We start from the raw sequence: 14,538 nt of genomic DNA, 5'->3' as shown, positions 1-14,538 counted from the left end.
GTGCCCGAAAACCTTCCCAACGTCCCCGAGCTGTTGCGCACGGCGGTGCGGTCGCTGGGTGGTGCGGAACGATCGAACCAGCTCACGATGGCGTCGGCCGTTGCGCATTCGATCGACACCGGGGAGCATCTGGCCGTGCAAGCCGGAACCGGCACCGGCAAGTCGCTGGCCTACCTGGTGCCGAGCGTGCGGCATGCGGTGCAGAGTGGGAAGACGGTGGTTGTCTCGACGGCCACCATCGCACTGCAACGCCAGCTGATCGATCGCGACATGCCGCGTCTCGCCGACGCCCTCGAGGACTCTCTCGGCAGGCGGCCACACTTCGCGATCCTCAAGGGGCGCAACAACTATCTGTGCATGAACAAGATCCACACGGGAGCTGCCGACGAACCGCGGACGGACGAGCTGTTCGACCCCTTCGCGGTCTCACGCCTCGGCCGGGAGGTGCAGCGGCTCACCGAGTGGTCCTCGGAAACCGACACCGGTGACCGCGACGATCTGGCCCCCGGCGTCAGCGACAAAGCGTGGCGGCAGGTCAGCGTCACCGCGCGCGAATGCCTCGGCAAGTCCCGGTGCCCGGTCGGTGAGGACTGCTTCGCCGAGCGTGCCCGCTCGGAGGCGTCCCAGGTAGACGTCGTCGTCACCAATCACGCGCTGCTGGCCATCGACGCCATCACGGGAATCGCGATCCTCCCCGAGCACGACGTGGTGGTCATCGACGAGGCCCACGAGTTGGTGGATCGCGTCACGAATGTCGCCACCGCCGAACTCGCCGCATCGACGATCAGCGCCGCAGCCCGCCGGTGCACCAAGCTGGTCGAGGAGCAGGACGCGGATCGCCTCGAAGCAGCAGGCGAAGGATGGGCGGCGCTTCTCGAGGAACTACGACCGGAGCGGTGGGAGGCGCTGCCACCGGGTGCGGCACCTGCGCTCGCTGCTGTCCGTGACGCCGCCTGGTCACTGCGCACAGCCATCGGTCCGTCACGTCCGGGCATGGCGCTGAGCGATCCCGAGGCCGCCGCCGCACGTAACACCGCCCTGGCAGCGGTGGAGGAAGTGCACGACAGCGCCGTCCGGGTGCTCAGCGCGTTCGACGAGCCGGATCCCGCCCAGCGACGGGACGTCGTCTGGCTGGCCGCGGACGACAATCGGGGTTCGGTCCGGCGGGTCGTGCGGATGGCTCCGTTGTCTGTGGGCGGCCTCCTACGGTCGCGGCTGTTCGCCGAGTCGACGGTGGTCCTCACGTCCGCCACGCTCACGGTCGGCGGCTCCTTCGACGGTCTGGCGGTCAACTGGGGACTTCCGGCCGAATCGTCCGTCGTCATCGATCCGGCATTGGCCACCGGCACCGAGGCACCGTCGGACGCGAACACTCTGAAATGGAATGCGCTGGACGTCGGCTCGCCGTTCGATCACGCACGCGCCGGAATCCTCTACATCGCCAAGCACCTTCCGCCGCCGGGTCGCGACGGTCTGGTTCCTTCCTACCTCGACGAGATCGCCGAACTGGTTGCCGCCGCCGGCGGACGCACACTCGGCCTGTTCTCCTCGATGCGCGCGGCCAAGGCTGCCGCCGAGGCCATGCGTGAGCGTCTCGACACTCCCGTCCTCTGCCAAGGTGACGACTCCACCGGAGCCCTGGTCCGGGCATTCGCCGGCGACGAACCGACATCCCTGTTCGGCACGCTGTCACTGTGGCAGGGCGTCGACGTGCCGGGCCCGTCCCTCAGTCTCGTCATCCTCGACCGTATTCCCTTCCCGCGCCCCGACGACCCCCTACTGGTGGCTCGGCAGAAGGCCGTGGAGTCTCGCGGAGGAAACGGATTTCTCTCGGTGGCGGCCAATCACGCCGCACTGCTCCTCGCCCAGGGAGTGGGCCGGTTGCTGCGCAGCGTCGACGACAAAGGTGTTGTCGCCGTGCTTGATCCACGTCTGGCGACCGCCCGTTACTCCGGATATCTCCGCGCGTCGCTGCCGCCGTTCTGGGAGACGTCCGACCCCGAGGTCGTGCGCAAGGCCCTGGGCAGAATTCGGGACTCGCGTAGTTGATCGGCAGACCGGACTCGCGCGGACGCCGGGACCGTCCACACCTATGCTCGTCCGATGGCCTCAGCGATCTCCGTCCGAGCACTGAACAAGAAATTCGGTGACGTCCTTGCCCTCGACGGCCTCGATCTGGAGGTGCAGTCCGGCGAGGTGCACGGTCTGCGGGACCCGGCGGTTCCGACAAGACCACCACGATCCGGATACTGCTCGGTGCTCCGCCCCGGCGGTGGCACGGCCACGGTGCTCGGTCAGGATCCGTGGCGGAACTCGGTCTCCTTGCGCCGGCGCGTCGCGTACGTGCCTGGCGAGGTAGCGCTCTGGCCCAGCCTTATCGCCGCGACCGGCGTCGCCGTTGCGCTCCACGCCGTGGGCGAAGTCCGGCACGAGCACAGTGGCAGCCTTCTCACCTGGGTGTCGCCGCTAGGATGGTCACACGCAACCCGCGCCTACGTCGACGAACGATGGTGGCCACTGCTGATCGGTCTCGCCGCCTCCGTGATCTTCACGGCGTGCGCGTACGCCGCCGTCGACCGGCGTGACGTCGGTTCCGGACTGTTCCCGCCCCCACGCGGTCACGCTCGAGCAGCCCAGTCCCGCTCGGCAATTACGGCTTTGGCAGCACGAGGGTCTGCAAGCTCAGGCCCTCGTGTGGGGTCTGGGAGTATTCGCGCTGTCGCTCCCCCCCGGAATCCTCGGTCAGCACGGGAAGGTGCTGCCCGCACGCACGACCGTCGACGAGGTATCGGCTCATCACCTGGTAATCCTGGCGGGACTGGCCGCGGCGTACGCCGTGGCTGCATTCACATCGGTATCCGCGCAGGAATCATCCGGCACGACCGACGAGGCCGTGGCCGCAGCGGGGTCGCGCACGAGGTGGTTCGCCAGCCATGTGCTGATCATCGCCGGTGCGGCCGCCACGATCACTCTGGCCGCGGGCACCGGCGCGAGCCTCACCTCGGCCGCGCCAATCGGGGCTGCTCTGAACGTCGTACCCGCACTGTTCCTGATGGTCGGCCTGGGCGCAGCCGTGTACGGGCTCGTCCCGCGGGCGTTGCCCCTGTTGTGGTTGTACCTCGGTTACGTTCTGGTCGCCGCACTGTTCACCCACGTGCTTCCGGAGACGTTCGGGGTGCTGTCACCGTTCCACCACACCCCGAACCTGCCGGCCGAGTCCTTCCTCCCGCCATTCGTGCTTCTCGTGTCCGCGACTGTCCTGGTTCTCGCCGGCGCCGCCGGATTCCGCCACCGGGACGTCGGCCGCCGCCAGCTACATACTCGGTACCGCCACCAGGCCTAGCTCGGAGGGGTCGACGAGCAGCCGGTGCTTCGGGAGCACTCGCACTGTGTAGCCGACGGACCCTGACAGCGGAAGGGCGGTGTCTGCGACGAACAATTCTGTCGCACCGTCGGACCCGTCGTGCGTCATCGGAACGGTGACGATGTCGCTGAGCTCCTCGTCCAGATCCGTCTTTCCGATGACGGCCTGCACGGTGACGTCCTCGACGGACAACGCACCGAGTCGGATATGGGCGCGCAGCACCAGGTTGGCGCCGATCTCCGGGGTGTCGGGAAGTCCCTCGCCGTCCACCTGCAACACCGCAACCGACGGCCAGGCGGCCTCGACGCGATGCCGGAACTCGGCCAGCTCGCGGGCGCCCGCGTAACCGTCGGCCGCCACCGTACGCGCCGAATCCGCAGCGGGCGCGTAGTACTGGACTGCGTAGTCACGCACCATTCGCGAGGCCAGCACCTTGGGGCCCAGGTTCTGCAGGGTGTGCCGGACCATCTCTACCCAGTGCACGGGCAAACCGTCCGGACCGCGGTCGTAGAACCTCGGCAACACTGCCCGCTCGAGCAGTTCGTACAGTGCGCTGGCTTCCAGGTCGTCCCGGCGCGTCTCGTCGACGACCCCGTCCGCGGTCGGGATGGCCCAGCCGTTCTCGCCGTCGAACATCTCGTCCCACCACCCGTCCCGGATCGACAGGTTCAGTCCACCGTTCAACGCAGATTTCATCCCCGACGTCCCGCAGGCCTCCAGCGGGCGCAGCGGATTGTTGAGCCACACATCGCAACCCCAATACAGATACCGGGCCATCGACATGTCGTAGTCGGGCAGGAACACGATCCGATGCCGAACGTCCGCTGCGTCGGCAAACCGCACGATCTGCTGGATGAGAGCCTTGCCCCCGTCGTCAGCCGGGTGACTCTTCCCCGCGACCACCAGCTGGACCGGCCGCTTCTCGTCGAGGAGCAGTGCGCGCAGCCGGTCGGGATCGCGCAGCATCAGGGTGAGCCGCTTGTACGTGGGGACCCGGCGGGCGAAGCCGACGGTGAGAACACCCGGATCGAAAACTTCGTCGGTCCATCCCAATTCTGCGGAGGTGGCGCCGCGCTCGATCCAGGACGCCCGCACGCGTCGTCGTACCTCCTCGACCAGTTTGGTGCGGAGGCTGTTGCGCGTGGACCACAGCTCGTCGGCGGACAGTTCTTGCAATCGCTCCCAGCCCTTGGCCTCCTCCACCAGCTCGGGTCCGAGGATGCGGGTGGCGAGGTCGACCCATTCCGGTGCCGCCCAGGTCGGGGCGTGGACACCGTTGGTCACCGAACCGATCGGGACCTCGTCGGCGTCGAAGTTCGGCCACAGTGGCCGGAACATGGCGCGACTGACGATTCCGTGCAGTTTCGACACTCCGTTGGCGCGCTGGCCGAGGCGCAGACCCATGTGCGCCATGTTGAATACCGACGGATCCGGTTCGCTGCCGAGGCCGATGATGCGATCCATCGTCAGCCCGGGGAGCAGCGCAGATTCGTTCTCGGCGTTGTCCCCGCCGAAGTAGTGCCGAACCAGGTCCGCGGGGAATCTGTCGATTCCGGCCGGAACAGGCGTATGCGTCGTGAAGACGGTGCCCGCGCGCACGGTGGCCAGTGCTTCGTCGAAAGCAAGTCCCGCACCGGTCACCAACTCGCGGATTCGCTCGAGTCCGAGGAACCCGGCGTGTCCTTCGTTCATGTGGAAGACCACGGGATCGGGCAGACCGTGCGCCTGAGTGTATGCCCGCACCGCGCGGACCCCTCCGATACCGGCCAGGATTTCCTGCTTGATCCGGTGATCCTGGTCGCCGCCGTACAGCCTGTCCGTGACCCCACGCATCTCGGCGTCGTTCTCGGCGATGTCGGAGTCGAGCAATAGCAGCGGTATCCGGCCCACCTGAGCGATCCATACCCGGGCGCGCAACACCCGGCCACCGGGCACCGCGACGTGAACGAGGATGGGAGAGGCAGTTCCGGCGTCCGGACCCGACTCGGTCAGCAAACGCAGCGGCAATCCCTGCGGGTCGTAGGCCGGGTAGTGCTCGGACTGCCAGCCGTCCGCGGTCAGGGACTGCCGGAAGTACCCCGATCGGTACAGCAGGCCCACACCGATCAGCGGAAGACCCAGATCCGATGCCGCCTTCAGGTGATCACCGGCAAGAATGCCCAGCCCGCCGGAGTAATTGGGCAGCACTTCGCTGACACCGAACTCCATTGAGAAGTAGGCAATCCCACCACCGAGCGAAACACCTTTCGCCTGCTGATTCTGGTACCAGCGCGGCCGGGACAGGTACTGGTCGAGATCGGCGGCGGCGGCGTCGAGGCGGGCTAGGAAGGGGACGTCCTCGGCCAGCTCGTCCAAGCGAGCCGGTTCGACTTCACCGAGCATCCGGATGGGGTCGTACTGCACGCGCCGCCACAGGTCCTCGTCCAGCAACGAAAAGAGCTCCTGCGTGGCCGTATGCCACGACCAGCGGAGATTCGTCGACAGCGGGCCGAGCGCGGCGAGACGCTCGGGAAGGTGGGCTCGGACAGTGAACCGACGCAAGGCTTTCACTTCGCGAACAATAATGCACTTCCGGCCGGGTGGTGTCGTGTCGCGGGATGCGAGCGAGTTCGGCCGACCTGCCACGTCGGCGGCCCAGTCTCCAAGCCCCTCCCGCGGGGCGCTGTCGCCAACTGGGACAGGGACCGGTCTGCTCCATTACGGTTGAAACCGGCGGCGGAACGAAGCGTCGTCGGCAACTTCCGACTATGGAACGGAGCCCAGTGTGACAGGTCGACTCGGCATCGACGACGTGATGCCCGACATCTCGGGCGGGCGTTACCCTGCCAAGGCTGTTGTCGGGGAGGTATTTCCCGTGCGGGCGAAGGTATGGCGGGAGGGGCACGATGCCGTGGCCGCCACTCTCGCGGTGCGAGGACCCCGTACTGCATCCTCCGGCGGATCGGCGACCTTTCGCATTCCCATGAACCCTGGACCTGCGCCTGACACCGTCGACGGTTCCTTCACGCCCACCAGTGAAGGAATGTGGACCTTCCGGATCGAGGCGTGGAGCGACCCGATCACCACCTGGAAGCATGCCGTGGAGGCCAAGCTCTCGGTCGGGCAGGGGCCGTCCGAGCTGGCCAACGATCTGGAGAACGGCGCCCGGCTGTTCGAGCGTGCCGCCAAGGGTGTCCCGCGGAACGACCGTTCGCGGCTGATCGGTGTCGCCGCATCGTTGCGGTCCGAGCATCCGCTCGGCGAGCGGGTGGCCCCGGCATTCGGTTCGGACGTCGCCGAACTTCTGCGGGCGCATCCCTTACGTGATCTGGTCACCAGAAGTGAAGCGCACAGTGTCCTCGTCGACCGCACACGGGCGCTCTTCGGGTCGTGGTACGAATTCTTCCCCCGGTCGACGGGAGGCTGGGACGAGAACGGGAAGCCCCGGCACGGCACCTTCGCCACCTCCGCCGCCGCCCTCCCCCGGATCGCGGCCATGGGCTTCGACGTCGTGTACCTGCCGCCCATCCACCCGATCGGCGTGATCAACCGCAAGGGACCCAACAACACGCTGACTCCCGGGCCGGACGACGTGGGCTCGCCGTGGGCGATCGGATCGGCCGAAGGCGGTCACGACGCGATACATCCGGAGCTCGGAACGATGCAGGATTTCGAGGCGTTCGTCGCTGCGGCGCGCGCACTCGACCTCGAAGTCGCCATCGACCTCGCGCTGCAGTGCGCGCCCGACCATCCGTGGGCGCGGGACCATCCGGAATGGTTCACGGTCCTTCCGGACGGGACCATCGCCTACGCGGAGAACCCGCCGAAGAAGTACCAGGACATCTATCCGGTCAACTTCGACAACGACAAGGACGGCATCTACGCGGAGGTGCTGCGCGTGGTGCGGCACTGGATCGCCGCGGGGGTGAAAATCTTCCGGGTCGACAACCCGCACACCAAGCCACCGGACTTCTGGGAGTGGCTGATCGCGGAGGTCAAGAAGACCGACCCGGACGTGTTGTTCCTGTCCGAGGCATTCACCCGGCCGGCGCGACTGTACGGACTGGCCCGGCGCGGGTTCACTCAGTCGTACACCTATTTCACGTGGCGAACGGCCAAATGGGAGTTGACCGAATTCGGCAACGAGATCGCAGCGAAGGCCGACGAGGCGCGGCCCAACCTCTTCGTCAACACCCCGGACATCCTGCACGAGAGCCTGCAAACCGGCGGTCCCGGCATGTTCGCGTTGCGCGCCGCACTGGCCGCGACTCTGTCACCGACGTGGGGCGTCTACTCGGGTTACGAACTGTACGAGCACCTTCCGGTGCGTCCGGGGAGTGAGGAGTATCTCGACTCGGAGAAGTACCAGCTGCGCCCCCGGGATTTCGAAGGTGCCGCCGCCCGCGGTGAGTCCCTCGAACCATGGCTCACCGCGCTCAACCGCATCCGCCGTCAGCACCCGGCGTTGCAGCAGCTGCGAAACCTGCACTTCCATCACGTCGACAACGACGCACTCATCGCATACTCGAAGTTCGATGCGACCACGGGTGACGCCGTGCTGACGGTGATCAACCTCAATCCGTTCGGCGCCGAGCAGGGAACGGTGTGGCTCGACATGCCGGCACTCGGACGTGACTGGCACGACCACCTACCCGTGCTCGACGAGGTCACCGGGGAGCAATACCACTGGGGGCAGGCGAACTTCGTACGTCTCGAGCCCTGGCGTTCGGTGGCCCATATTCTGGCTCTGCCGTCCATCCCCTATCCGGCCAGGACGAAGCTGGCATACCGCGGAGGTACATAGTGGCCGTCCAACCGCCCACTGCAATCGCACCCGACGACGCCGATTTGGATCTGCTGGCGCGGTGCATTCACCACAACCCGCATTCCGTCCTCGGGGCACACCCCCACCCCGACGGCACGGTCATCCGAGTTCTGCGCCCGCGGGCCGAGTCCGTCGAAGCGGTGATCGGCGGAAAGAACTTCCCACTCGAGCACATCGCGCACGGTATGTGGGGAGCGCTGGTTCCCTACCGTGACCTGATCGATTACCGGGTGTCGACGACGTGGCCCGGCGGCCACACCGACCTCGCGGCGGATGGCTACCGCTTCCTGCCGACCCTCGGTGAGCTCGATCTGCACCTCTTCGGGGAGGGCAGGCACGAGCGCCTGTGGGAAATTCTGGGGGCGCACCGACGCTCGTACGACACCCCGGACGGAACGGTGACCGGCACGTCGTTTGCCGTCTGGGCGCCGGCTGCCCGTGGGGTCAGCGTGATCGGCAGCTTCGACGGCTGGGGCGGCGAGACCTTTCCCATGCGGGTGCTCGGCTCCACCGGTGTCTGGGAGCTGTTCATTCCCGGTATCGAGGTCGGCGAGCTGTACAAGTTCCGCGTCCACGGCCGCGACGGAAGCGTGCGGGACAAGGCGGACCCCATGGCGTTCGCCACGGAGGTGCCGCCGGCGACAGCGTCCCGCGTGGCGATCAGTACGCACGAATGGGATGACGCCGAGTGGCTCGAGCAGCGGGCGAGCACCGACCCGACACAATCGCCGATGAGTGTGTACGAAGTGCATCTCGCCTCGTGGCGTCCCGGGTTGAGCTACCGCGACATGGCCGAGGAATTGGCCACCTATGTCACCGAGTGCGGTTTCACCCACGTGGAGTTGCTGCCGGTCGCCGAGCACCCGTTCGGTGGATCCTGGGGTTACCAGGTGACGTCGTACTATGCGCCCACGTCGCGCTTCGGCTCCCCCGACGATTTCCGGTGGTTCGTCGACCGCCTCCACAAGTCGGGGATCGGCGTGATCGTCGACTGGGTACCTGCCCATTTCCCGAAGGACGAGTGGGCGCTCGCCCGTTTCGACGGCACCCCGCTGTACGAGCACGGCGATCCCCGGCGCGGTGAGCAGCTCGACTGGGGAACCTACGTCTTCGACTTCGGCAGACGCGAGGTTCGTAATTTCCTCGTTGCCAATGCCCTGTTCTGGCTCGACGAGTTCCATGTGGACGGGCTCCGCGTCGATGCGGTGGCGTCGATGCTCTACCTCGACTACTCGCGACCGGAAGGCGGCTGGACGCCCAACATCCACGGTGGCCGGGAGAATCTCGAAGCAGTCGACTTCCTTCAGGAAATGAACGCGACAGTCCACAAGCACCATTCTGGGGTCGTCACGATTGCCGAGGAGTCGACGGCGTGGCCCGGTGTCACCCGCCCGACGAACATCGGCGGTCTCGGATTCAGCATGAAATGGAACATGGGCTGGATGCACGACACCCTCGGGTATCTCGGTCACGATCCCGTCCATCGGAGCTATCACCACCACGAGATCACCTTCTCGCTCGTCTATGCGTGGAGTGAGAATTATCTGCTGCCCATCAGCCACGACGAGGTGGTGCACGGCAAGGGCACGTTGTGGACTCGGATGCCAGGGGACGACTATGCGAAAGCTGCGGGTGTCCGGTCTCTGCTGGCGTACATGTGGGCGCACCCCGGCAAGCAACTGCTGTTCATGGGGCAGGAGTTCGGCCAGACGCGGGAGTGGTCGGAAGAGCGCAGCCTCGACTGGTACGAAATCGACGATCCCCACACCGGACGCCTGCACGGCGGTCTCCTGAAACTGATCAGCGATCTCAATGCCACCTACAGGGCGCATCCCGCGCTGTGGACGCTCGATACGTCCCCGGGCGGCTACTCGTGGATTGATGCCAATGACACCGCGAACAACGTTCTCAGCTTCCTCCGCTACGGCACCGACGGTTCGATCGTGGCGTGTCTGTTCAATTTCTCGGGTACGCCACACGGCAGTTATAGAGTGGGCTTGCCCGAATTGGGCACATGGCGTGAGATCCTCAATACCGACGCCGAAATCTATGGGGGGTCGGGTTGGGGAAATCTCGGGGCAGTGACGGCAACTTCGCAGCCATGGCACGGGCGGCCCGCCTCTGCCGAGGTGGCATTGCCGGCCAACGGCGCGATCTGGATGAGTCTGGAGCGTTGATGAGAGCACGGCGTTGTTGACCAGACGTCGGCAGTGGGTCGTGGGTATGGGTGTGCTCGCCCTGGTCATACTGTGCGGCTGCGCGCGATCGATCGACGGCGACGCCGCCTCCATCTACGACGATCCCTTCAAGGTGGCCGGCCTGGACGCCACGTCCGGGCCGAGTGGGGCCCGGAAGGGGGTGCCGGGCGCCGACCTTCCCGTCACCGGTACCGACGGCGGCGAGATCGACACGATGGTCGCCAATGCTGTCAGCGACATCGAATCCTATTGGCGCACCCAGTTCCCCGCTCTGTTCCATCGCGACTTCGAACCGGTCGAAGAACTGATTTCGTGGGACCCCCGGGATTCGGACGGTCCGCGGTTCTGCGGGGACAGCACCGAAGAATTGCTCAATGCCGGGTATTGCAGCACCGACCACACCATCGGCTGGGACCGCGCGCTCCTCCTACCCGAGGTCGTGGAGAAGTTCGGTGTGGTGGCCGCGGTTTTCGTCCTCGCCCACGAGTACGGACATGCCGTTCAGACCAAGGCGGGAATCGCCGAGGTCGAGGTGGGCGGGGGCATCGTTCGCGAGCAGCAGGCCGACTGCTTCGGCGGGGCATTCATGCGGCACATCGCGGAAGACAAGTCACCCCACTTCACGTTGAACACCTCCGACGGGTTGAACAAGGTGCTGGCGTCGGCGGTCGCGATCGGCGATACCGATCCCAGCGACCCCGGCAATGTTCACGGTTCGGCGTTCGAGCGGGTCACCGCCACGCAGATCGGATTCACCGACGGCCCCGCACCCTGTACGCGCATCGACGAGAAGGAGATCGATTCCCGCCGTGCCGACCTCCCTCAGTTCTTTGCCGATGAATCCGACGACGGTGAACTACCTGTCACCGAGGAGTCGCTGGAGGCGTTCTTCACGTCGTTCCAGCAGATCTTCGACCTCAACGATCCGCCGGAGCTGAACTTCGACGGCGCGGACCTCGGTTGCAGAGACGCCGAGGTCACCGAGCCGGTGTCGTTCTGTCCGGCGAGCAACACCATCGGCGTCAGTGTCGATGCCCTTGCCGAGCGTGGCACACCGGGTCGGCTGGGCCGGCGTGAGCTGTTCCAGACCGATCTGACCGGCGACTACAACGCATACGTTCTGCTGGCGTCGCGGTACACCCTGGCCCTGCAGAAGGATCGCGGAGACGACCTTCATTCACCGCAGACAGCTCTGCGCGCCGCCTGCTTGTCCGGCGTCATCACCACGGCACTGAGCCCGGAAAATCCGGCCACCCTGGAAGAAGGCAGTGTGTGGCTTTCCCCCGGCGACCTCGACGAGGCAGTGTCGGGGCTGCTCACCGACGGGCTCGCCGCCAGCGATGTCAACGGCGAGACCGTTCCGAGTGGGTTCTCCCGGGTCGACGCCTTCCGCACCGGGGTGCTGGGCGGCGAGCAGGCTTGCGAGGGACGCTACCGCTGACCCGCCCCGGGCACCGGTCAGTACAGCGCGGCCGCGAGTTTCCTGCGTGCCGCCATGACCACCGGTTCGGCAGGGTCGAACAACTCGAACAGCTCGACCAGGCGGGTACGGACCCTCGTCCTGTCGTCGCCGGCGCTCCGGGCAATCACGCCGATCAACCGGGCGAAAGCCGCCTCCGGGGCCTGCGAGTAGAGCTCCACGTCGGCGGCCTGCAGCTGAGCATCGATATCGTCGGGCGCCGCATCCGCCGCCGCTACGGCAGAGGGATCCACCGATTGCACGCGGGCGAGGAAACGAACCTGCCGAAGCGCACCCTGCGCTTCGGCGTTGGCGGGTTCCTCGTCGAGGATGCGCTGGAATGCGGCTTCTGCGCCCGCCAGATCGCCTTCGTCGAGGGCTGCCTCGGCAGCAACGAAGCGGGGGTCCTCCGGTTCCGGCTGGTCGGCGTCTGCGCCATCCGACGGAGGGCCGCTGAGCTTTCCGGCGACAGCCTGCGCGATGGCGGCCAGCCACTGACGCAGTTGTGGTTCGGGCTGCACACCCTGGAAGTCCGCCAGGGGCTGCCCGGCCGCGATGGCAACGACCGTCGGGACAGACTGGACCCCGAATGCCTGGGCGATGCGCGGGTTGGCGTCGACGTCGACCTTGGCAAGCACCCAGGTGCCACCCGCCTCGTGAGCCAACTTCTCGAGCAGCGGCGAGAGTTGCTTGCACGGCTCACACCAGGTGGCCCAGAGATCGACGACGACCGGGACCTGCTGGGACCGGACGAGCACCTCGGCTTCGAAGTTGGCCTCAGTGACCTCGACGACCGGGGCGAGCCCGGAACCGGCGGCCGAGGGCGCGGCTCCGTTTCCGGAGGGTGCAGGGGGCGGGGTGGTGGCGCGCTCCTTGAGTGCTGACAGATCGACTGCGCCGGTCATGGCGGCGGCCACTGCAGAGGAACGCGCGGGAGGACGAGAACCTGGTCGAGTCACGCACCCAGTTTGTCACGATTCGTGGGCGTACCGGAAAGCGGGCACACGACCCCGAGGGAGGCGCGACCTCCTACGGCCTCAGACGAGCGAAGGCGTGTTCTTCGCTGCGCTCTCGTCGGACAGTTCAGCCATGCGACCGGCGCGGACGGCCCAGACCTCGAACACGACCGTGCCGAAGGGGGGAATGCTGGCAACGAGCGCCCAGAACGTGGTGAGCAGAGACCAGCTCAGCTTGCGAGCCGTCCACAGCGCGATCAAGACGTACAGGACGAATACACCCCCGTGGAGGGGGCCGAAGATCTTCACACCGATCTCGTTGCCGTCGGCGGGCACATACTTGAAAGCCATACCGATGAGGAGGCCGAGCCAGGTGATTGCTTCCAAAATTGCGACAAATCGGAAGCGCTTGGCCGTGGTGCTGAGATCGAAGACGTTCGCCATGGCGACCATTGTGCCCGACTATCTACGACGGTCCGTAGTGGTGTGAGATACACCACCACGGCTCGTCGCCCATCTACTTCTTGGGGACGCGGACGATCAGGGCGTCACCCTGACCACCGCCGCCGCACAGCGCGGCCACACCCACACCGCCGCCGCGGCGCTGCAACTCGAGGGCCAGATGCAGAGTGATCCGCGCCCCGGACATGCCCAGCGGATGCCCCACAGCGATCGCCCCGCCATTGACGTTGACCTTCGCCGGATCCAACCCCAGCTCACGGGTCGAGACGATCCCGACAGCCGCGAAGGCCTCGTTGATCTCGACCAGATCGAGATCCTTCGGATCGATGCCCTCCTTCGCACACGCCTTCGCGATCGCCCGCGCCGGCTGCGACTGCAACGTCGAGTCGGGTCCGGCGACCACCCCGTGTGACCCAATCTCGGCCAGCCACTCGAGACCGAGCTCCTCGGCCTTGGCCTTGCTCATCACGACCACGGCCGCCGCACCGTCGGAGATCTGCGACGCGGACCCGGCCGTGACCGTCCCGTCCTTCGCGAAGGCCGGACGCAACCGTCCCAGCGTCTCCACCGTCGTATCGGCACGCACACCCTCGTCCTGGCCGAACACAATCGGTTCACCCCTACGCTGAGGAATGGACACCGGCACCACCTCGTCGGCGAACAACCCGTCCTTCCAGGCCCGGGCCGCGTTCTCGTGCGACGCCGCCGCGAACGCATCCTGATCCTCGCGGCTGACCGGGACACTGTCGGACTTGTTCCGTGCCTCCGTCAGATTTCCCATGGCCTGATCGGTGAAAATGTCGTGCAACCCGTCGAACGCCATGTGATCACGCATCGTCACATCGCCGTACTTGAACCCCGCCCGCGACTTCTCCAGCAGATGCGGCGCCCGCGACATCGACTCCTGCCCACCGGCAACGACCACCTCGAACTCCCCCGCCCGGATCAACTGATCCGCCAACGCAATCGCATCGATCCCCGACAAACACACCTTGTTCACCGTCAACGCCGGCACATCCATCGGAATCCCGGCCGCGACCGCCGCCTGCCGCGCCGGCATCTGCCCCGCCCCCGCCGTCAGGACCTGACCCATGATCACGTACTCCACCTGATCCGGCGCCACCCCCGCCTTCTCCAGCGCACCCTTGATCGCGATCCCACCCAGATCCGAACCCGAGAGATCCTTCAACGAACCCATCAACCGACCCATCGGCGTACGGGCCCCGGCAACAATCACAGAACTGGTCACGATTTCCTCCGCGGATCCTTAGATTTCTGTCGGCCGATCACGTCCG

9 protein-coding genes and 1 pseudogene are annotated in these 14,538 nt (G+C 66.5%); 6 read left to right on the top strand and 4 right to left on the bottom strand.

Annotated elements, in window-relative coordinates:
* From CBI38_RS10855 to CBI38_RS10845, 3 genes and pseudogenes are all read left to right on the top strand, one after another.
* Window positions 1-2,049, top strand: a complete 2,049-nt coding sequence (locus CBI38_RS10855; protein WP_109328750.1) for an ATP-dependent DNA helicase — start codon at window positions 1-3, stop codon at window positions 2,047-2,049.
* Window positions 2,050-2,103: 54 nt separating this feature from the next.
* Window positions 2,104-2,376, top strand: a pseudogene (locus CBI38_RS38965) (ATP-binding cassette domain-containing protein); the annotation flags it as partial.
* Between the two features lie 205 nt (window positions 2,377-2,581).
* Window positions 2,582-3,343, top strand: a complete 762-nt coding sequence (locus tag CBI38_RS10845) for a hypothetical protein (protein ID WP_162603207.1) — start codon at window positions 2,582-2,584, stop codon at window positions 3,341-3,343.
* On the opposite strand, the gene glgP is transcribed toward CBI38_RS10845, so the two are convergent.
* Window positions 3,314-5,914 (bottom strand): alpha-glucan family phosphorylase, encoded by a 2,601-nt coding sequence (glgP, locus tag CBI38_RS10840; RefSeq protein WP_109328744.1) that lies wholly within the window; start codon window positions 5,912-5,914, stop codon window positions 3,314-3,316. The two genes, CBI38_RS10845 and glgP, sit on opposite strands and share 30 nt — an antisense overlap.
* A gap of 214 nt (window positions 5,915-6,128) precedes the next feature.
* On the opposite strand from glgP, the gene CBI38_RS10835 reads away from it, so the two are divergent.
* The 3 genes from CBI38_RS10835 to CBI38_RS10825 are packed head-to-tail and all read left to right on the top strand — an operon-like array spanning window position 6,129 to window position 11,807.
* On the top strand, window positions 6,129-8,147 hold the full coding sequence (locus CBI38_RS10835) for an alpha-1,4-glucan--maltose-1-phosphate maltosyltransferase (protein ID WP_109328742.1): 2,019 nt from the start codon (window positions 6,129-6,131) through the stop codon (window positions 8,145-8,147).
* Complete coding sequence (gene glgB / locus CBI38_RS10830; protein WP_109328740.1) at window positions 8,147-10,345, top strand: 1,4-alpha-glucan branching protein GlgB; 2,199 nt, start codon at window positions 8,147-8,149, stop codon at window positions 10,343-10,345. The genes CBI38_RS10835 and glgB overlap by 1 nt, the downstream gene beginning before the upstream one ends.
* 46 nt (window positions 10,346-10,391) lie before the next feature.
* Window positions 10,392-11,807: a neutral zinc metallopeptidase gene (locus CBI38_RS10825; RefSeq protein ID WP_109328738.1), complete on the top strand. Its 1,416-nt coding sequence runs from the start codon at window positions 10,392-10,394 to the stop codon at window positions 11,805-11,807.
* Between the two features lie 17 nt (window positions 11,808-11,824).
* Here the strand turns inward: CBI38_RS10825 and CBI38_RS10820 are convergent, their stop codons facing one another.
* The 3 genes from CBI38_RS10820 to CBI38_RS10810 form a co-directional block, all read right to left on the bottom strand.
* Window positions 11,825-12,730 carry a tetratricopeptide repeat protein gene (locus CBI38_RS10820; protein ID WP_109334995.1) on the bottom strand — a complete coding sequence of 302 codons (906 nt, stop codon included), beginning with the start codon at window positions 12,728-12,730 and terminating at the stop codon, window positions 11,825-11,827.
* Window positions 12,731-12,862: 132 nt separating this feature from the next.
* Window positions 12,863-13,234 carry a DUF3817 domain-containing protein gene (locus CBI38_RS10815; protein WP_109328736.1) on the bottom strand — a complete coding sequence of 124 codons (372 nt, stop codon included), beginning with the start codon at window positions 13,232-13,234 and terminating at the stop codon, window positions 12,863-12,865.
* Window positions 13,235-13,298: 64 nt separating this feature from the next.
* Entirely contained in the window at window positions 13,299-14,492 is a 1,194-nt protein-coding gene (locus CBI38_RS10810; RefSeq protein WP_109328734.1) for an acetyl-CoA C-acetyltransferase, read from the bottom strand.
* Window positions 14,493-14,538 lie beyond the last annotated feature (46 nt).

Origin of the sequence: Rhodococcus oxybenzonivorans (assembly GCF_003130705.1) — a bacterium.
In the GTDB taxonomy this organism is placed as follows: domain Bacteria; phylum Actinomycetota; class Actinomycetes; order Mycobacteriales; family Mycobacteriaceae; genus Rhodococcus_F; species Rhodococcus_F oxybenzonivorans.
Note: the sequence above shows the minus strand (reverse complement) of the source record. Positions and strands in the feature narration are given on the sequence as shown.